The organism is Caulobacter sp. GW821-FHT12D05, assembly GCF_058807295.1.
Map to the genome: position 1 here is coordinate 877,713 of NZ_JBXAQO010000004.1, position 16,257 is coordinate 893,969.

At 68.2% G+C, this 16,257-nt stretch carries 20 protein-coding genes; 11 read left to right on the top strand and 9 right to left on the bottom strand.

What is annotated here, in order from left to right:
- Positions 1–20: 20 nt before the first annotated feature.
- The 5 genes from dapF (at position 21) to AC1RRR_RS22410 (ending at position 4,437) form a co-directional block, all read left to right on the top strand.
- Positions 21–869, top strand: a complete 849-nt coding sequence (dapF, locus tag AC1RRR_RS22390; protein ID WP_492816223.1) for a diaminopimelate epimerase — start codon at positions 21–23, stop codon at positions 867–869.
- Complete coding sequence (locus AC1RRR_RS22395; RefSeq protein WP_492816225.1) at positions 866–1,690, top strand: SDR family NAD(P)-dependent oxidoreductase; 825 nt, start codon at positions 866–868, stop codon at positions 1,688–1,690. Before dapF ends, AC1RRR_RS22395 begins: the two co-directional genes overlap by 4 nt.
- Positions 1,687–3,018, top strand: a complete 1,332-nt coding sequence (gene mtaB, locus AC1RRR_RS22400) for a tRNA (N(6)-L-threonylcarbamoyladenosine(37)-C(2))-methylthiotransferase MtaB (protein ID WP_492816227.1) — start codon at positions 1,687–1,689, stop codon at positions 3,016–3,018. The genes AC1RRR_RS22395 and mtaB overlap by 4 nt, the downstream gene beginning before the upstream one ends.
- Before the next feature lie 89 nt (positions 3,019–3,107).
- Complete coding sequence (locus AC1RRR_RS22405; RefSeq protein WP_492816229.1) at positions 3,108–4,001, top strand: endonuclease/exonuclease/phosphatase family protein; 894 nt, start codon at positions 3,108–3,110, stop codon at positions 3,999–4,001.
- Positions 4,002–4,005: 4 nt separating this feature from the next.
- Entirely contained in the window at positions 4,006–4,437 is a 432-nt protein-coding gene (locus AC1RRR_RS22410; protein WP_492816231.1) for a GFA family protein, read from the top strand.
- A gap of 151 nt (positions 4,438–4,588) precedes the next feature.
- On the opposite strand, the gene AC1RRR_RS22415 is transcribed toward AC1RRR_RS22410, so the two are convergent.
- The gene (locus AC1RRR_RS22415) at positions 4,589–5,224 is read right to left on the bottom strand and encodes a trimeric intracellular cation channel family protein (RefSeq protein ID WP_492816233.1); all 636 of its coding nucleotides are present in this window, start codon (positions 5,222–5,224) and stop codon (positions 4,589–4,591) included.
- A 91-nt stretch (positions 5,225–5,315) separates the two neighbouring features.
- On the opposite strand from AC1RRR_RS22415, the gene ftsY reads away from it, so the two are divergent.
- The 3 genes from ftsY (at position 5,316) to AC1RRR_RS22430 (ending at position 7,534) form a co-directional block, all read left to right on the top strand.
- Positions 5,316–6,257, top strand: coding sequence for a signal recognition particle-docking protein FtsY (ftsY, locus tag AC1RRR_RS22420; protein ID WP_492816235.1), 942 nt, complete (start codon positions 5,316–5,318; stop codon positions 6,255–6,257).
- 3 nt (positions 6,258–6,260) lie between these two features.
- A complete protein-coding gene (locus tag AC1RRR_RS22425; protein WP_492816237.1) occupies positions 6,261–6,872 on the top strand; it encodes an inner membrane-spanning protein YciB in 612 nt (203 codons plus the stop codon).
- Positions 6,873–6,973: 101 nt separating this feature from the next.
- Positions 6,974–7,534, top strand: a complete 561-nt coding sequence (locus tag AC1RRR_RS22430; RefSeq protein ID WP_492816239.1) for a MarR family winged helix-turn-helix transcriptional regulator — start codon at positions 6,974–6,976, stop codon at positions 7,532–7,534.
- Here AC1RRR_RS22430 and AC1RRR_RS22435 read toward each other — a convergent pair.
- Both AC1RRR_RS22435 and AC1RRR_RS22440 read right to left on the bottom strand, forming a co-directional pair.
- Entirely contained in the window at positions 7,531–7,752 is a 222-nt protein-coding gene (locus tag AC1RRR_RS22435; RefSeq protein WP_492816241.1) for a hypothetical protein, read from the bottom strand. The genes AC1RRR_RS22430 and AC1RRR_RS22435 overlap by 4 nt on opposite strands.
- A gap of 79 nt (positions 7,753–7,831) precedes the next feature.
- Complete coding sequence (locus AC1RRR_RS22440) at positions 7,832–8,107, bottom strand: hypothetical protein (RefSeq protein WP_492816243.1); 276 nt, start codon at positions 8,105–8,107, stop codon at positions 7,832–7,834.
- A gap of 106 nt (positions 8,108–8,213) precedes the next feature.
- On the opposite strand from AC1RRR_RS22440, the gene AC1RRR_RS22445 reads away from it, so the two are divergent.
- Entirely contained in the window at positions 8,214–8,606 is a 393-nt protein-coding gene (locus tag AC1RRR_RS22445; RefSeq protein ID WP_492816245.1) for a hypothetical protein, read from the top strand.
- Here the strand turns inward: AC1RRR_RS22445 and AC1RRR_RS22450 are convergent.
- The 4 genes from AC1RRR_RS22450 to AC1RRR_RS22465 form a co-directional block, all read right to left on the bottom strand.
- The gene (locus AC1RRR_RS22450) at positions 8,603–9,115 is read right to left on the bottom strand and encodes a DsbE family thiol:disulfide interchange protein (RefSeq protein WP_492816247.1); all 513 of its coding nucleotides are present in this window, start codon (positions 9,113–9,115) and stop codon (positions 8,603–8,605) included. The genes AC1RRR_RS22445 and AC1RRR_RS22450 overlap by 4 nt on opposite strands.
- Positions 9,112–9,279, bottom strand: coding sequence for a heme exporter protein CcmD (gene ccmD / locus AC1RRR_RS22455; protein WP_492816249.1), 168 nt, complete (start codon positions 9,277–9,279; stop codon positions 9,112–9,114). The genes AC1RRR_RS22450 and ccmD overlap by 4 nt, the downstream gene beginning before the upstream one ends.
- Positions 9,276–10,019: a heme ABC transporter permease CcmC gene (ccmC, locus tag AC1RRR_RS22460; protein ID WP_492816251.1), complete on the bottom strand. Its 744-nt coding sequence runs from the start codon at positions 10,017–10,019 to the stop codon at positions 9,276–9,278. Before ccmC ends, ccmD begins: the two co-directional genes overlap by 4 nt.
- Before the next feature lie 107 nt (positions 10,020–10,126).
- Positions 10,127–10,717, bottom strand: a complete 591-nt coding sequence (locus AC1RRR_RS22465; protein ID WP_492816253.1) for a Spy/CpxP family protein refolding chaperone — start codon at positions 10,715–10,717, stop codon at positions 10,127–10,129.
- 246 nt (positions 10,718–10,963) lie between these two features.
- Here AC1RRR_RS22465 and AC1RRR_RS22470 point away from each other — a divergent pair, with 246 nt between their 5' ends.
- Entirely contained in the window at positions 10,964–11,857 is an 894-nt protein-coding gene (locus tag AC1RRR_RS22470) for a DMT family transporter (protein WP_492816255.1), read from the top strand.
- Positions 11,858–11,963: 106 nt separating this feature from the next.
- On the opposite strand, the gene ccmB is transcribed toward AC1RRR_RS22470, so the two are convergent.
- Together ccmB and ccmA are read right to left on the bottom strand one after the other, a co-directional pair.
- A complete protein-coding gene (ccmB, locus tag AC1RRR_RS22475; RefSeq protein WP_492816257.1) occupies positions 11,964–12,629 on the bottom strand; it encodes a heme exporter protein CcmB in 666 nt (221 codons plus the stop codon).
- The gene (gene ccmA, locus AC1RRR_RS22480; RefSeq protein WP_492816259.1) at positions 12,626–13,240 is read right to left on the bottom strand and encodes a heme ABC exporter ATP-binding protein CcmA; all 615 of its coding nucleotides are present in this window, start codon (positions 13,238–13,240) and stop codon (positions 12,626–12,628) included. The genes ccmB and ccmA overlap by 4 nt, the downstream gene beginning before the upstream one ends.
- A gap of 182 nt (positions 13,241–13,422) precedes the next feature.
- On the opposite strand from ccmA, the gene acnA reads away from it, so the two are divergent.
- The gene (gene acnA / locus AC1RRR_RS22485; RefSeq protein ID WP_492816261.1) at positions 13,423–16,113 is read left to right on the top strand and encodes an aconitate hydratase AcnA; all 2,691 of its coding nucleotides are present in this window, start codon (positions 13,423–13,425) and stop codon (positions 16,111–16,113) included.
- Positions 16,114–16,257: the final 144 nt, after the last annotated feature.

Genomic DNA, 16,257 nt, shown 5'->3' on the forward strand with positions numbered 1-16,257 from the left:
TTCCACTATATAGCCGCGTCATGAGCCGCACCTTCCTGAAGATGAACGGGCTCGGCAACGACTTCGTCGTCATCGAGACCCAGACCCAGAGCTTCGAACCGACTCCCGAGGAGATCCGCAAGATTGCCAAACGGGGAGACGGCGGGGTGGGCTGCGACCAGGTTATCGCCATCGACCCGCCGCGCTCGGAAGGCGCGTCGGCCTATGTGCGCTTCTGGAATTCGGATGGCGAGGAGACCGGCGCCTGCGGCAACGGCACCCGCTGCGTGGCGTGGCTGCTGATGCAGTCCTCGGGCAAGGAGGCGGTGGCCTTCGACACGGTCGCGGGTCGTCTGTCTGGTGTCGCGGCCGGCGAGAAGCTGGTGACAGTCGATATGGGCCAGCCCGGCCTGGACTGGACGCAAATTCCCCTCTCCGAAGAGATGAACACCGAGCGGGTCGAGCTGCAGGTCGGTCCGATCGACGCGCCGCTGGTCCACACGCCGGTCTGCGTCTCGATGGGCAATCCGCACGTGGTGTTCTTCGTCGACGCCCCGGTGACCGACGACTTCGCCACCAAGACCGGCAGCCTGGTCGAGCACCACCCGCTGTTCCCGGAAGGCGTCAATGTCGGCTTCGCCCACATCGCCAGCCGCGACCACATCCAGCTGAAGGTCTGGGAACGCGGCGCGGGCCTGACCGCCGCCTGCGGCACCGGCGCTTGCGCGGCTCAGGTCGCCGCCGTGCGTCGCGGCCTGACCGACCGCAAGGCCCGGGTCGAGTTCGAGACCGGCTCGCTGGTCATCGAATGGCGCGAGAGCGACGGCCACGTGATCATGACCGGTCCGGTCAGCATGGACTTCGCCGGTAAGCTTCCGGAGGCCGCATGAGCCTCCATCCCGCCCTCGCGGCCGGCAACACCGCCGTCATCACCGGCGCCGCCGACGGCATCGGCCTGGCCGCGGCCAAGACGTTCCGGGAGCTGGGCCTCAACGTCGTCATGGCCGACATCACCGGCCGCAAGCTTAAGGCAGAAGCTGAAGCCATCGGCGCCCTGGCCGTCCCGACCGACGTCGCCGACCGCGCCGCCGTCGAGGCGCTGAAGGCCGCCGCGTTCGAGGCCTATGGCTGCGTCGACATCCTGATGAACAACGCCGGGGTCGGCGGCGGCGGCGACGCCTTTGCCGGCGACGACGCCTGGAAGCGCATCCTCGACGTCAATCTGTGGGGCGTGATCAACGGCGTCCAGGTGTTCGGCGAGGCGATGGCCGCCTCGGGCGAACCGGGCCTGATCATCAACACCGGCTCCAAGCAGGGCATCACCCAGCCGCCGGGCGACACGGCCTACAACGTCTCCAAGTCGGCGGTGAAGTCGCTGACCGAGGGTCTTGCCCACACCCTGCGCGAGACCGAAGGCTGCCAGGTCACGGCGCACCTGCTGATCCCCGGCTACACCTTCACCGGCATGACCAAGCGCGGTCCGGGCGATAAGCCCGCCGCCGCCTGGACGCCCGAGCAGGTCGTGCACTTCATGCTGGCCCGCATCGAGGCCGGCGACTTCTACATCCTGTGCCCCGACAACGACGTGCCGCGTTCGCTGGATGAAAAGCGCATGGCCTGGGCCCTGGGCGACATCATCGAGAACCGCCCGGCCCTGTCGCGCTGGCACAAGGACTGGAAGGACGCCTTCGCGGCGTTCGTGGGCAAGTGACCACCTACACCGTCATCAAGGCGGCCCCGAAGCCCAAGCCCGAAGTCGGCGAGGAGGGCGGTCCGGCGACGACGATGTCCGGCCCGGACGGCGTCGACGTCGTCACCTTCGGCTGCCGCCTCAACGCCTATGAGAGCGAGGCCATGCGGGCCCGCGCCGCCGCCGACGGCCTGTCGGACGCGGTGGTGTTCAACACCTGCGCGGTGACCAACGAGGCCGTGCGCCAGGCCCGCCAAGCGATCCGCAAGGCTCGTCGTGAGCGTCCGGGCGCGCGGATCATCGTCACGGGCTGCGCCGCCCAGGTCGATCCGGCCGCCTTCGCCGCCATGCCCGAGGTCGACCTCGTGCTGGGCAACGCCGAGAAGGCCGCGCCGGGCGCGCTGATGGACACCTCCACCCGTGTGCGGGTCAACGACATCATGTCGATCAAGGAGACCGCGGGTCACCTGATCGATGGCCTCAAGGATCGCGCCCGGGCCTATGTCGAGGTCCAGAACGGCTGCGATCACCGCTGCACCTTCTGCATCATTCCCTACGGTCGCGGGAACTCGCGCTCGGCCCCGGCCGGCGAGGTCGTCGAACAGGTCCGCAAGCTAGCCGCCGAGGGCTATCGCGAGGTCGTGCTGACCGGCGTCGACGTCACCTCTTGGGGTACGGACCTGCCCGGTACGCCCACGTTGGGCCAGCTGGTCGGCCGCATCCTGCGCATGGTCCCGGACCTGCCGCGCCTGCGCCTGTCGTCGATCGACGCGGCCGAGATCGATCCGGACCTCTTCAAGCTGTTGGAGACGGAAGTCCGGCTGATGCCGTACCTGCATCTGTCCCTGCAGGCCGGCGACAACATGATCCTCAAGCGCATGAAGCGCCGTCACAGCCGCGAGGACGCGCTGAAGCTGGTGGCCGAGGTGCGCCGCGTGCGCCCCGACACCGCCTTCGGCGCCGACCTGATCGCCGGCTTCCCGACCGAGACCGAAGAGGCGTTCGAAAACACGCTGAAGCTGGTCGAGGAGGCGGGTCTGGCCTTCCTGCACGTGTTCCCCTACAGCGCCCGCCCCGGCACCCCGGCCGCGCGGATGCCGCCCGTAAAGGGTCCGGTGATCAAGGACCGCGCCCGCCGCCTGCGCGAAGCGGGCCAGCGCGGGCTGGAGCGCCACCTGCAGCGCCAGGTCGGCCGCACCCTGCCGGGCCTGGTCGAGCGCGAGGGCGTCGCTCGCGCCGATGACTTCACCGAGATCCGCTTCGAGGGCGCCGCGCCGCTGGGCGAGATCGTAGCCTTCACAATTACCGGCCACGATGGCGCTCACGTCTTAGCGGAGCGCGTCGCCTGATTCGACCGGTCTGGACCCTGCTGGCCCTGGCCCTGCTGACCGCCGTTCCGGCGCGGGCGGCGGAACCCGCACCTGTTGGGTCAAAGCCCGTGTCCCTCAGCGTCATGACCTACAATGTCGAGGGCTTGCCCTGGCCGGTCCGGCACGGTCGCGGCAAGGCGATCCAGAAGATCGGTCACGAGCTGGCCGCCATGCGGTCCGAGGGGACTGAGCCCGACGTCGTCCTGATCCAGGAAGGCTTTCGCGACGAGGTCTGGGACCTGGTCGACCTGAGCGGTTATCCCTACGTCGCGCGCGGTCCGCGCAAGGGCCAGCGGGATACCGACTATCTGAAGGGCGACAAGCCGGACTATCGCCGCGTGAAGTATCGCGGCAAGGGCGAGGGTCTGGGCAAGTGGGGCTCCAGCGGCCTGTGGGTGCTGAGCAATCACCCGATCGAATGGGTGAAGTCGCACGCCTACCGTTACTGCGCGGGCTTGGACTGCCTGGCCAACAAGAGCGTGATGCTGGTGGCGGTGCAGGTTCCCGGCCTGCCGACCCCGGTCGAGATCGTCGACACGCACCTGAATTCGCACGGCGCCTCGAAGGTGCCCAGCAATCGCTCCAACGCCGCCCACCACCTGCAGGCCGAGGAACTGGGCCGGTTCCTGCAGGTCGCGCGCACGCCCGGCGCGCCGCTGATCGTCGGCGGCGACTTCAATGTCCGTCACTCGGCGGGACGCTTCGATTACGTGATGACCGAATATCCGTTCATGGTGGTCAGCCGCTGGTGCCACGAGCGGCCGGGCGCCTGCGACACCCAGATCTCATATGACGGCGACGCGCCCTGGCTGAACACCCAGGACCTGATCGGCTTCCTGAACGGCGACGCGGTCGAGGTGATCCCGACCGCGGTCGAGGCCACCTTCGACGGGGCCAGCGAGCCCGTGCTGTCGGACCACGACGGCTACAAGGTGACGTTCAAACTGACGCCGAAGGAGTAGGGCGATGTTGAGCGGCGGCTGCCAGTGCGGCGCGGTGCGGTTCCGGGTGGACGGCCAGCCCGGCCGCGCCTCCATCTGCTGGTGCCGCATGTGCCAGAAGGCGTTCGGCGGGCCGTTCGGGGCGCTGGTGACGGTGAACGTCGCCGACCTGACCTGGACGCGCGGCAAGCGTTCGGTGTTCCAGAGCTCGGACGCGGTCAAGCGCGGCTTCTGCGCGGCCTGCGGGACGCCGCTGACCTACGAATACAGCGACGAGAAGATCGACCTGGCGGTGTTTGCGTTCGACGATCCGTCGGCGGTCGAGCCGGGGGTGCAGCTGGCGGTCGAAAGCCGGCCGGCGTGGATGGAGCACCTGGCGGAGATGCCGGTGCGGCCGCCGATGGGCGGGTCCAGCACGCCTGTGGTCAGCCGGCAGCACCCGGATCGGGATACCTGAAACTCAGCACAGGCCCCCACCTGACCTGCTTGCGCAGGTCTGTCCGCCCCCAAACGGGGCGGAGGGAGAACGCACCACATGCACCGAGCGCGAGGAGCTTTCTCTCCTCCCCCTCTTGGGGGAGGGGGACCGCCGAAGGCGGTGGAGGGGCCTACTCGGCGTCTTCTCCCGCAAACCCCGGCAGCGACCATCCGAACTTGATCGCACAAGCCCGCAGCCCGAACGCCGCGACAAACCCCGCGATGCCCGCCGGCCAGAACGGCGCCCCCAGCAGCTGCAACACCGCGAACACCCCCGCCCCCAGCAAGGCCGCGGTGATGTAGATCTCCCGCCGCAGCAGCAGATTGGGCTCCTCGGCCAGCACATCCCGGATCACGCCGCCGAAGGCGGTGGTCAAAACCCCCATGACCACGGCGCTGAACGGATGCACCCCCAGGCTCAGCGCCTTGGCCGTGCCGACGACCGCGTAGGCGGCCATGCCCAGGGCGTCCAGCCACAGCAGCGCCCGGAACCGCCAGCCGCGCTTGCCCAGCAGCCAGACCACCGTGGCCGCCGCCAAGCACGCCAGAATGTAGCCCGGCCGCTGCACCCAGAACACCGGCGCCCCGATCAGCAGGTCGCGCAGCGTCCCGCCGCCCACCCCGGTGATGGCGGCGAAGAATCCGAAGGTGATGATGTCGTGCTTGCGCCGAGCGGCCGCGAGGGCGCCGGTTGCCCCGAAAACGGCCGCGGCGGCGTAGTCGAGCCAGAAAAGCGCGGTCCCGAGGGGGTCTAGGTGCACGTCCATGCCCGTACATGGCACGGCGCACCCGACCTCGTGAACCATGTGGCGGTAATATCCGATTTACACTTTCGCCCGTTCCCCTAAAGGAGCGCGGATGAGCGATAAGCCCGAGCAGAAAAAAGGCTGGTTCCAGCGCCTGACGTCAGGCCTGACCCGGTCCTCCCAGCAGATGACCGACCAGGTCACCGGGGTCTTCACCAAGAAGCCCCTGGACCAGGAACAGCTGGACGCGCTGGAAGAGATGCTGATCGAGGCGGACCTTGGTCCGCAGATCGCCGCCCGTATCACCGAGGCTTTCGGCAAGGCGCGTTTCGGCAAGTCGTCGACCGACGACGAGGTCAAGGAAGCCCTGGCCGAGCTGATCGCCGCCGAGCTTTCCGACCGCCAGGGTGACTTCGACCCGCTGAACGGTCCGCGTCCCTATGTGGTGCTGTTCATCGGCGTCAACGGCTCGGGCAAGACCACGACCCTGGGCAAGATCGCCGCCGACCTGACCGAGAAGGGCGCGCGCGTCCTGATCGCTGCCGGCGACACCTTCCGGGCCGCCGCCGTCGAGCAGCTGAAGGTCTGGGCCGACCGGGCCGGGGCCGACTTCATGTCCAAGCCCACGGGTTCGGACGCCGCCGCCCTGGCCTATGAGGCGGTCGAGCACGCCAAGGCCGAGCACTACGACGTCGTGCTGATCGACACCGCCGGCCGTCTGCAGAATAAGCAGGGCCTGATGGACGAGCTGCTCAAGGTCATCCGTGTCGTGAAGAAGGTCGATCCGGACTATCCGCACGAGACCCTGCTGGTGCTGGACGCCACGGTCGGCCGCAACGCCCTGGCCCAGGAGAAGATCTTCGGCAACCAGGTCGGCGTGTCCGGGATTGTCATGACCAAGCTGGACGGCACCGCGCGCGGCGGGGTGCTGGTGCCGGTGGCGCGCGCCTCCGACAGCCCGATCAAGCTGATCGGCGTCGGCGAAGGCGTCGAGGACCTGCAACCTTTCGACGCCCGCGCCTTCTCGCGCTCCCTCGTCGGCCTGAAGGACTGATCCGTGAGCGAAGCGCCGGCAGAGGCCCCTAAGAAGAACAACGGCTGGGTTCGGACGGTCGTCGACTACGGCGCGGCCCTGGCGTTCGGCGCGGCCTACTTCATCACCAAGGACTTCCAGAAGGCGACCTGGGTGCTGGTGGCGGCTTCCGCCGCGGCCCTGGCCATCGGCTATGCGGTCGAGCGCCGCCTAGCTCTCTTGCCGCTGTTCTTCGGCGGCATGGCGCTGATCTTCGGGACCCTGGGCCTGATTTTCCACAGCGACGTGTTCGTGAAGGTCAAGGTGACGGTGATCAACCTCGCTTTGGCCGCCTTCCTGTTTGGCGGTGTGCTGACGGGTCGCCAGCCGTTGAAGCTGATCATGGGCGAGGCCCTGCATCTGCCGGACGCAGCCTGGCGCACCCTGACCCTGCGCTACGGCGGCTATTTCGCGGTGGTCGCCCTGCTGAACGAGATCGTCCGCAATACCCAGGGCACCGACACCTGGGTGAAGTTCCGTATCGGTCTGTTGCCGCTGGCGCTGGTGTTCGTCGCCACCCAGGTGCCCTTCATGATGAAGCACATGGCCAAGGGCGACGAGCCGACGGCCGTAGAGCCCCCGGACGCCGGCTTCTAGGTATCCGCCGTCCACGGACCGTTGTCGTCAAATCGACGTGTTAGGATGGTAGCGTTCTTCCGTCGGCCGAGGCAGGCCGTGCGGATTTTGGGGACGCGAGCATGGCCAAGAGCAAGGGCGAGAAGACGGTCGGGGGTCTCCTGGAGCGCTCGCCCAGCCACCTGCTGCACCGGGTCTTGCAACTGGCGCTCGACATCTATGCCGAAGAGTGCGGCGAGGCCGGGGTCACCCAGCGCCAGTTCGCCGTGCTGGCCGCCGTGGCCGAGAACGAGGGCGTCACCCAGACGGCCCTGGTCCGCGCCACCGGCATCGACCGCTCGACCCTCGCCGACATGGTCGCCCGCATGATCACCAAGGGCCACCTGGAGCGTCAGCGCTCCAGCGAGGACGCCCGCGCCAACAGCGTCCGCCTGACCGAGGCTGGCCGCGAAGCACTGGAGACCATCCGCCCGATGGTCGGCATGGCCGACGCCCGCATCCTGGCGCTGCTGAAGCCCGGCAAGCGAGAAGGCTTCCTGGACCTGCTGTCCGACATGGCCGGCGCCGAGTTGCATCCGGCCGAAACCGAGCCCAAGGCCAAGAAGCTGAAGGCGCCGAAGGCTGAGAAGCCGAAAAAGGACAAGAAGCCCAAGAAGGACAAGGCCGCGAAGAAGGCGGCCTAAGGGGCTTCCCGGACTGTGACCTGAGGCAGCTTGGCCTCGATACAGGCGATCGTTCGAGGCGTGGTGCGGGTGGGCGCGAAGACCACCGAAGCTGCACCGTCGGTGTGGGTCAGCGCGCGCGCCTCGCGGCCGCCGCAAGCCAGTACGACCTTCGTCACGACGGGTGAACCGCCGGCCACGTAGTCCGGCGCGGGTGTCTTGGCGGGAGCGAGAGGCAAGAACGGCGTCAGTCCAAAATCAGCCGTCAAGCGAGGCGAGGCAAGGAGCAGCAGCAGCCCGGCCGTCGCCAGCAATCGACTAGACCACGATATTCAGCAGCGAGCCCGGGCGCAGGATCTTCTGCGGCTGGGCGTCGGGCTGCACGAACGGCTTCTGCGGCGCGGGGCGCTGCTGGGGCTGAGCCATGGTCTGCATCTGCACCGTCGAGGGCGCGGCGGCCGGACGGGTGGGAGCCGCGTCGCCCAGGGCCTGCTGGAAGAACGCCGCGCGCGTCGAAGCGGCCGGACCCGTGGCGGGTGCGGACGCGGGCTTCGACGGGACGGACGGCCAACCGGCGGGACGGACGTTGCTCATGACGCGGACTGTAACATGGTTAACAGAACTTCGGCGAGTATGGTCAACGCGGAGTTAACAGGATAGGTCCGCGACCAGTGAGCGCACCTCGTTCCTCGGAGAGCCCGTGAACCGGCAGAAGATCATCTTCCTGATCGTCCTGATCGCGGTCGGGCTGTTTATCGCCGCCATGGTCGGCTCGATGATGCCGGGCAAACAGGTGCTGCCGAACGGCTACCAGATCTCGGTCGGGAGCAAGGGCGAGACCTGGGTCCGCTCGCCGGAACGCCAGGTGCTGGTGACGGACGTGAGCTCGGTCTGGATGTCGGCCGGCCGGATGGTGGTCGAGCGCCACACGACCGACGAGAAGCCGCCCTTCAAGCTGCTGGATTGCGACTACCAGGTCGCCGAGGGGCGCGGCGCACTGCGACCGATCGCGAAGGATGAGGCGCTGGCCATGATCGCCGGCCTGGAGCGCCTGACCGCGGGGCCCAAGACCTGCGTCCCGGTGAAGGGCTAGCGGGCCTTCTTCAGCAGCTCTTCGGCCGCGTCCGGAGTCAGCGGACCGGTGTGCTTGGCGATGATCATGCCGTCGGAGCCGACCAGATAGGTCTCGGGCACGCCGGTGACGCCGAACTCGAAGCCCGCGCGACCGTCACGGTCGACCAGGCGCTCGGCAAAGGGATCGCCCAGGCGGCCCAGGAAAGCCTGGGTGTTGGCCGGCGCGTCCTTGTAGGCGATGCCGACCACCTTCACGCCCTGGGCCTTCAGGGCCATCAGCTGCGGGTGCTCGACCTCGCAGGGCGCGCACCACGAGGCGAAGAAGTTCACGAGAATGGGGCCGTCGCTCGGTTGGCGGATCGGCGCGTTGCGGCCGCTGGCCAACTCGGGCAGCAGCGGCGCAGGCATGGCCTTGCCGACCAGGGCGTGCGGCTGGACGTGCGGGTCGCGCTTGAGGGCATAGCCCGCGAACAGGGCCGCCATGGCGATCAGCACCAGCAGCGGCGTGAAGGCCAGCCAGCGTTTCACGATTTCAACTCGTCCAGCTCGGCCTGCAGGCGTTCGGTCTGCTGTTTCCAGCGCCGGGCGCCGGCCACGCTGTCGGCGATCAACCAGGCGAAGGCGACCGCCGAGATCGCGAAGGCCGGCCACAGATAGGCGGCGTACTTGCCGGCGTCGAAATCGAAGTTCATCGGGCGGTCTCGGCCAGTTTCAGCGACAGGCTGCGGGCCTTGCGCCGCCAGACCAGGGCGCGGATGCGCACCAGCCATAGCGCCCCGAACCCGCCCAGATAGGCCAGGCCCATCAGCACCGCCGGCCAGGCATAGATCGCCGGCAGGCCGTCGCCCTTCTTGGCCATGAAGGTCGAGGAGCCCTGGTGCAGGGTGTTCCACCAGTCGACCGAGAACTTGACGATCGGCAGGTTGATCAGGCCGACCAGGGCCAGGATGGCGGCGGCGCGGGCGGCCTTCTGCTCGTCTTCCAGCGACCCGCGCAGGGCCATGTAGCCCAGATAGAACAGCAGCAGCACCAGCACCGAGGTCAGGCGGGCGTCCCACACCCACCAGGTCCCCCACATCGGCTTGCCCCACAGCGAGCCAGTGATCAGGGCCAGCAGCGTATAGACCGCGCCGATCGGGGCGCAGGCCTGGGCGGCGAGATCGGCCAGGGCTTGCCGGAAGACCAGCGCCAGGAAGCTGGCGACCCCTAAGCAGACATAGATGAAGATCGACAACGAGGCGGCCGGGATGTGGATGAACATCATCCGCACCGTGTCGCCCTGCTGATAGTCCTCGGGAACCAGGAAGGTCATGACCAGGCCGGCGATGGCGGCGATCGCGGAGAGCCCGCCCAATAGCGGCGCGGCCCATCGCGAGAAGGCCATGAACCGCTCGGGATTGGTCAGGAAATCGAACGTGTGGCGCGCGTCCATGTCCACGCTCTAGAGCGGCGCGTCGGCGCGGGCAATGGCCGTATGGCTACGGAAGCTGAGAAGACGCGACGTGTGCAGGCACGCCGCGCCTTCACGCTCGATCGGGGTCAGCCGACCTTGCGTTGAATAATGACCTTGCGGTCGCCGCTCTTGAAGACCTGCGGACCACGGGTGTCGAGGCGGTGGACGTGGAAACCGCCGCCTTCGCGGCTGTCCATGCCCAGCACGTCGAAGGTTTTCTGCTGGCTGGGGGTCAGGGCCAGGTAGAAGGCGCGCGTGGCCTCGGCGCGAGCCTTCATGGCGTCGGCGGCCTTGGTCATGTGGTCCAGGCGTTCCAGCGTGGTCGGCGGTGCGGGGTCGGCGCCGTCTTTGGCCGCTTCTTTCTTGATCACGAAGGGCTTAGGCGCTGTGGCTTCGACATAGGCCTTCAGGGCGCGGTCCTGGTCAGGACGCAGCTGCAGGACGTCGCGCAGGCGCTGGGCGCGCTTTTCCGGATCCGGGGCGCGGAAGTGGGGACCCATCATGGCCATGTCCGGGCCCATGGCCATCAAGGCGTCCAGGGGCGGCAGCGGCGGGGCCGGGGGCGCGGGCGGAGCCGGCGGGGGCGGCGGCGCAGGGATCTGGGCCGAGGCGGCGCCGGCGGTCAGGACGGTGACGGCGGCGCCCGCGAGCGCCAGGCGAACAAGCAGATTACGCATGGGTTGTGAGCTCCCTCTGGTGTTGATGGGCGAGAGCTTGGCCATCGCGATATGGCGCGAAAATGTCCGGATTCATGAACAATGTTACATGATTGGCGGGCGGCGGAGACACGCGCCTTGCGCTCAAGCTGGCGCGCGTTATGTCAGCTGCCACATCCGGGATCGTCATCCTCTAGACAGCGCGCGCGAGCCGCCGTGCGCGCCTGCCCGCTCGCTTACGCCTTTTCGCCTATTGGGGAGTCCGCCATGAAGTCACTCGCTTTCGTCGCCCTGGCCATGGCGGGCCTCTGCTGGGGTCTGGGCTTTCCGACCGGCAAGCTGATCCTGACCCAGACGGACTCGAGCCACATGGTGCTGCTGCGCTTCGCGGTCGCCGCCCTGGCCGCCGCGCCGTTCGCCTTGCGCGCTCCCGAGGTGCGGGCCCTGTTCAAGTCGCCGGTCGTGCTGCTGGCCGGCGTGCTCTACGGCGTGGCCTTCATGGTCCAGTTCGAGGGCCTGGCGCATGTGTCGGTGACGGTGGCGGCGCTGCTGGTCGGCGCCATGCCGGCCCTGATCGCCGTCAGCGCCAAGGTGCTGGGCGAGAAGGTCTCGAAGATGTCGTGGGCCGGCGTGGCGGCGGCGACGCTGGGCGCGGCCTGCATCGCCGGCAAGCCGGACGGCGCCAGCTCGCCCTATGGCGTGGCCCTGTCGATCGGGGCGCTGTTCCTGTTCCTGGCCTGGCTGCTGACCTTGCGGCGTGCGCCGAAGGCTCCGAACGCCATGGCCATTCCGGCGGTGTCGATCATCATCGCCGCCGCGACGGTGTTGCCGATCGCGTTCTTCATGCATGGCCCGCCGAAGCTGGATCTGACCGCGCCGGTCTGGGCCGCGATCGTGGCCCAGGGCGTGCTGGCGACCTTGCTGGCCACCGCCGCCTGGCAGTACGGCGCGGCGCGGGTCGGGGCGGCCAGCGCCGGGGTGTTCATCAATATCGAGCCCCTGATCGGCGCGGCCTGCGGCGTGCTGCTGTTCGGCGACCACCTGACCGCGGCGCTGTTCGCCGGTGGGGCGTTGATCATCGGCGGGAGTTTGCTGGTGGTGCTGGGAGAGAAGAAGGCGGCGATCGGAGATGTGCAGGCGACGGTCGCGCCGACGGCCTGAGGGGCCGCCCTCGTCCTTCGACAGGCTCAGGATGAGGGCTACTTTTATAGCGTTTCAGTAGAAAACCTCATCCTGAGCTTGTCGAAGGACGAGGTTTGCGGGCCCGCTAGTCCAACGCGTTCCGGCACGCCGCGCCCATCGCCACCGGCGACAACGCCACCGCCGCCACGCAATAGGCCAACAGCAGCAGCAGCCCGCCGGTCCACGGCAGCCCCGCCGAATACCCGTCCAGCGCCCCGGCCCCGAAGATCACCGGCGGGGCGAACAGCGGCAGGACGATCACCGCCACCAGCAGGCCGCCGCGCTTGCTGCCCAGCGCTAGGCTCGCGCCCAGCCCGCCCAGGAACGCGAAGGCCAGGCCTCCAGCCAGGGCGCAAAGCACCAAGAGCGGCATGACCTTCACCTCCGCGCCCAGCATCAAGGCCGCGACCGGAGCCGCCAGGGCCAGGGGCGCGCCGGTGGCCAGCCACTGGGCCAGGCACTTGGCGACGGCGACGGCTTCCAGCGGCGCGGGGCCCAGCGCCAGCAGGTCCAGGGTCCCGTCCTCGTAGTCGCGCTCGAACAACCGCTCGAGGGAGAGCAGCGCCGCCAGGGCCAAGGCCAGCCAGGCGATGCCCGGCGCGATGGCGGCCAGGCGTTCGGGCGCGCGGCCAGAGGCCATCGGCAGCAACACGACGACACAGGCATAGAAGGTCAAAGCCAGAAGCGGCCCGCCGCCCCGGCCCCAGGCCAGGGCCAGCTCCCGCCGCAGGAGGACGCCGAACGCCTTCATGCGCCGACCTCCACTGACCGGGCGGGAATGGGCAGCGGATCGTGCACCGAGGCCAGGATCATGCCGCCGCCGGCCAGATGCTCGGCCATCACCGCCCCGAACGCCGCGCGCTGGGCCGCGTCCAGCGGCGCCATCGGCTCGTCCAGCAGCCATAGCGACCGGGGGCTGGCCGCCAGCCGCGCCAGGGCCAGGCGCCGACGCTGGCCGGCCGACAGGCGGCGGACTTCGAGGTCCAGCAGGCGGTTGAGGTCGAACCGTTTGGCGGCGGCGCGGGCCGACTCCTCGGTCCCGCCGGTCCACAGGGTCTGGAACCGCAGCTCCTCCCAGGCCGTGCGGCTGGATTTCAGCCCGTCCTGGTGTCCCAATAAGTGCAGGTGTTCGGCCCTCGCGGTCTCGGCCTCGATCGGCCCGGCCTCGCCCTCGAAGGCGATCGCGCCCTCGGCGGGACGGAGCAGCCCCGCGACGGATCGAAGCAGGCTGGTCTTGCCCGCGCCGTTGCGGCCGACCAGCGCCGCCGCCTCTCCGGCGCTCAAGGTCAAGTTCAGGCCTGAAAACAGCCTTCGCTCGCCACGCGAAATCGCCAGATCCTTAATGAGAACAACTCTCAACATGCCAAGACCCCGCGCGCGACATGGACGTTGGGCAGAGGTGGCGCTAAGAAGCGGCCGGTCGCCCCCCTCCAGTCGTTCAGGGTGGTACGCGGCGCGGAGGCGGAACCTGTGCGTCCCTTCCGATTAGCGCGTGATCCCGGGAGAGGTTTTCGGGCGGCCGTGGACAGAGAAGGATCCTTAGAATGGCGTCTGTAGACAGCCTGAAAGCCCGCCGGGAAATCAAGGTCGGCAACAAGTCTTACGTCTATTACAGCCTTCGCGCCGCCGAGGAAGCCGGTCTTGCCGGAACGGCCTCGCTGCCGGTCTCGATGAAGGTGCTGCTGGAAAACCTGCTGCGTAACGAAGACGGCGTCTCGGTCAACGAAGACGACCTGAAGGCCGTCGCCGCCTGGCTGCAGAACAAGGGCGCGGTCGAGCACGAAATCAGCTTCCGCCCCGCGCGCGTGCTGATGCAGGACTTCACGGGCGTTCCCGCCGTCGTCGATCTGGCCGCGATGCGCGACGCCATGGTCGCCCTGGGCGCCAACCCGGCCAAGATCAACCCGCTGAACCCCGTCGACCTGGTCATCGACCACTCGGTCATGGTCGACAACTTCGGCAACCCAAAAGCCTATGACGACAACGTCAAGCGCGAATACGAGCGCAACATCGAGCGCTACCGCTTCCTGCGTTGGGGCTCGTCGGCGTTCAACAACTTCCGCGTTGTCCCGCCCGGCACCGGCATCTGCCACCAGGTGAACCTGGAATATCTGGCCCAGACCGTCTGGACCAACGAAGTCGACGGCGCCGAAGTCGCCTATCCCGACACCGTCGTCGGCACCGACAGCCACACGACCATGGTCAACGGCCTGGCCGTCCTGGGCTGGGGCGTGGGCGGCATCGAGGCTGAAGCGGCCATGCTGGGCCAGCCGATCCCGATGCTGATCCCGGAAGTCATCGGCTTCAAGCTGACCGGCGCCATGCCGGAAGGCGCGACGGCCACCGACCTGGTGCTGACCGTCACCCAGATGCTGCGCAAGAAGGGCGTGGTCGGCAAGTTCGTCGAATTCTACGGCGACGCCCTGGCCAACCTGACCCTGGAAGACCAGGCGACCATCGCCAACATGGCCCCGGAATACGGCGCCACCTGCGGCTTCTTCCCGATCTCGGCCGCCACCGTGGCCTTCCTGAAGGGCACCGGCCGCTCGGCCGAGCGCGTCGCCCTGGTCGAAGCCTACGCCAAGGAACAGGGTCTGTGGTGGGAGCCCGGCGTCGCCGAGCCGACCTTCACCGACACCCTGGAACTGGACCTGTCGTCGGTTCAGCCGTCGCTGGCTGGTCCCAAGCGCCCGCAGGACCGCGTCCTGCTGGCCGACGCCTCGGTCAAGTTCGCCGAGTCGCTGACCGGTGAGTTCGGCAAGGCCGAGCAGCCCGACCTGCGCGCCCCGGTGGAAGGTGAAAACTTCGACGTCGGCCACGGCGACGTGGTCATCGCCGCCATCACCTCGTGCACCAACACCTCCAACCCCTCGGTGCTGATCGCCGCCGGCCTGCTGGCCAAGAACGCGGTCGCCAAGGGCCTGAAGACCAAGCCGTGGGTGAAGACCTCGCTGGCCCCCGGCTCGCAGGTGGTCACCGACTACCTGGCCAAGGCTGGCCTGACCAAGCACCTCGATGCTCTCGGCTTCAACCTCGTGGGTTATGGCTGCACCACCTGCATCGGCAATTCGGGCCCGCTGCCGGAAGCCATCAGCAAGACCATCAACGACGCCGACCTGGTCGCGTGCTCGGTCCTGTCGGGCAACCGCAACTTCGAAGGCCGCGTGAACCCGGACGTGCGCGCCAATTACCTGGCCTCGCCGCCGCTGGTGGTGGCCTATGCCCTGGCCGGCTCGCTGAAGATCGACCTGGCCACCCAGCCGATCGGCCAGGACAAGAAGGGCAACGACGTTTTCCTGAAGGACATCTGGCCTTCGAATGAAGACATCGCCGCCCTGCAACGCAAGGCCATCAACGAGAAGATGTTCGCCACCCGTTACGGCGACGTCTTCAAGGGCGACAAGAACTGGCAGGGCATCAAGGTGACCGGCGGCCAGACCTACGCCTGGGAAGGTGACTCGACCTACGTCCAGAACCCGCCGTACTTCCCCAACATCTCGATGACCCCGGCTCCGGTCACCGACATCGTGGAAGCCCGCGTCCTGGCCGTGTTCGGCGACTCGATCACCACCGACCACATCAGCCCGGCCGGTTCGATCAAGACGTCCAGCCCCGCTGGTCAATACCTGATCGACCAAGGCGTCGAGCCGGTGGACTTCAACGGTTACGGCGCGCGTCGCGGCAACCACCAGGTGATGATGCGCGGCACGTTCGCCAACATCCGCATCCGCAACAAGATCACGCCCGACATCGAAGGCGGCGTGACCAAACACTTCCCGACCGGCGAAGTGATGTCGATCTACGACGCGGCCATGAAGTACCAGGCCGAAGGCCGTCCGGCCGTCGTGTTCGGCGGCAAGGAATACGGCACCGGCTCGTCGCGTGACTGGGCCGCCAAGGGCACCAAGCTCCTGGGCGTCCGCGCGGTGATCTGCGAAAGCTTCGAGCGTATCCACCGCTCGAACCTGGTCGGCATGGGCGTGCTGCCGCTGCAGTTCGTGCAGGACGGCTGGCAGAAGCTGGAGCTGACCGGCGAGGAGATCGTCTCGATCCGCGGCCTCACCGACCTGGCGCCGCGCAAGCAGCTGATCGTCGAACTCTATCGCCCGACCGACGGCCGCATCGCCCGCTTCCCGGTGCGTTGCCGTATCGATACGCCGACCGAGCTCGAGTACTTCAAGAACGGCGGCGTCCTGAACTACGTGCTGCGCAACCTGGCCAAGTCGGCCAGCTAAGCGGCGGGTTCAGACCTGAAAAAGGCGGCCGGCTCCCTTAGGGGCCGGCCGTTTTTCGTTGGAGAGGGCGGTGACAACGTTTTCTCCCCATGGACCGGTGCTATTCACGGCCTCGTGAACGGCTATCCGGGGCGTTCTTGGCTT

What these genes read in the sequence shown, in the direction of transcription:
- dapF (WP_492816223.1), top strand. Translation starts at nt 21, where the DNA reads ATGAGCCGCACCTTCCTGAAGATGAACGGGCTCGGCAACGACTTCGTC.
- AC1RRR_RS22395 (WP_492816225.1), top strand. Translation starts at nt 866, where the DNA reads ATGAGCCTCCATCCCGCCCTCGCGGCCGGCAACACCGCCGTCATCACC.
- AC1RRR_RS22410 (WP_492816231.1), top strand. Translation starts at nt 4,006, where the DNA reads ATGTTGAGCGGCGGCTGCCAGTGCGGCGCGGTGCGGTTCCGGGTGGAC.
- AC1RRR_RS22415 (WP_492816233.1), bottom strand. Translation starts at nt 5,224, where the DNA reads ATGGACGTGCACCTAGACCCCCTCGGGACCGCGCTTTTCTGGCTCGAC.
- ftsY (WP_492816235.1), top strand. Translation starts at nt 5,316, where the DNA reads ATGAGCGATAAGCCCGAGCAGAAAAAAGGCTGGTTCCAGCGCCTGACG.
- AC1RRR_RS22430 (WP_492816239.1), top strand. Translation starts at nt 6,974, where the DNA reads ATGGCCAAGAGCAAGGGCGAGAAGACGGTCGGGGGTCTCCTGGAGCGC.
- AC1RRR_RS22440 (WP_492816243.1), bottom strand. Translation starts at nt 8,107, where the DNA reads ATGAGCAACGTCCGTCCCGCCGGTTGGCCGTCCGTCCCGTCGAAGCCC.
- ccmD (WP_492816249.1), bottom strand. Translation starts at nt 9,279, where the DNA reads ATGAACTTCGATTTCGACGCCGGCAAGTACGCCGCCTATCTGTGGCCG.
- ccmC (WP_492816251.1), bottom strand. Translation starts at nt 10,019, where the DNA reads ATGGACGCGCGCCACACGTTCGATTTCCTGACCAATCCCGAGCGGTTC.
- AC1RRR_RS22465 (WP_492816253.1), bottom strand. Translation starts at nt 10,717, where the DNA reads ATGCGTAATCTGCTTGTTCGCCTGGCGCTCGCGGGCGCCGCCGTCACC.
- AC1RRR_RS22470 (WP_492816255.1), top strand. Translation starts at nt 10,964, where the DNA reads ATGAAGTCACTCGCTTTCGTCGCCCTGGCCATGGCGGGCCTCTGCTGG.
- ccmB (WP_492816257.1), bottom strand. Translation starts at nt 12,629, where the DNA reads ATGAAGGCGTTCGGCGTCCTCCTGCGGCGGGAGCTGGCCCTGGCCTGG.
- ccmA (WP_492816259.1), bottom strand. Translation starts at nt 13,240, where the DNA reads ATGTTGAGAGTTGTTCTCATTAAGGATCTGGCGATTTCGCGTGGCGAG.
- acnA (WP_492816261.1), top strand. Translation starts at nt 13,423, where the DNA reads ATGGCGTCTGTAGACAGCCTGAAAGCCCGCCGGGAAATCAAGGTCGGC.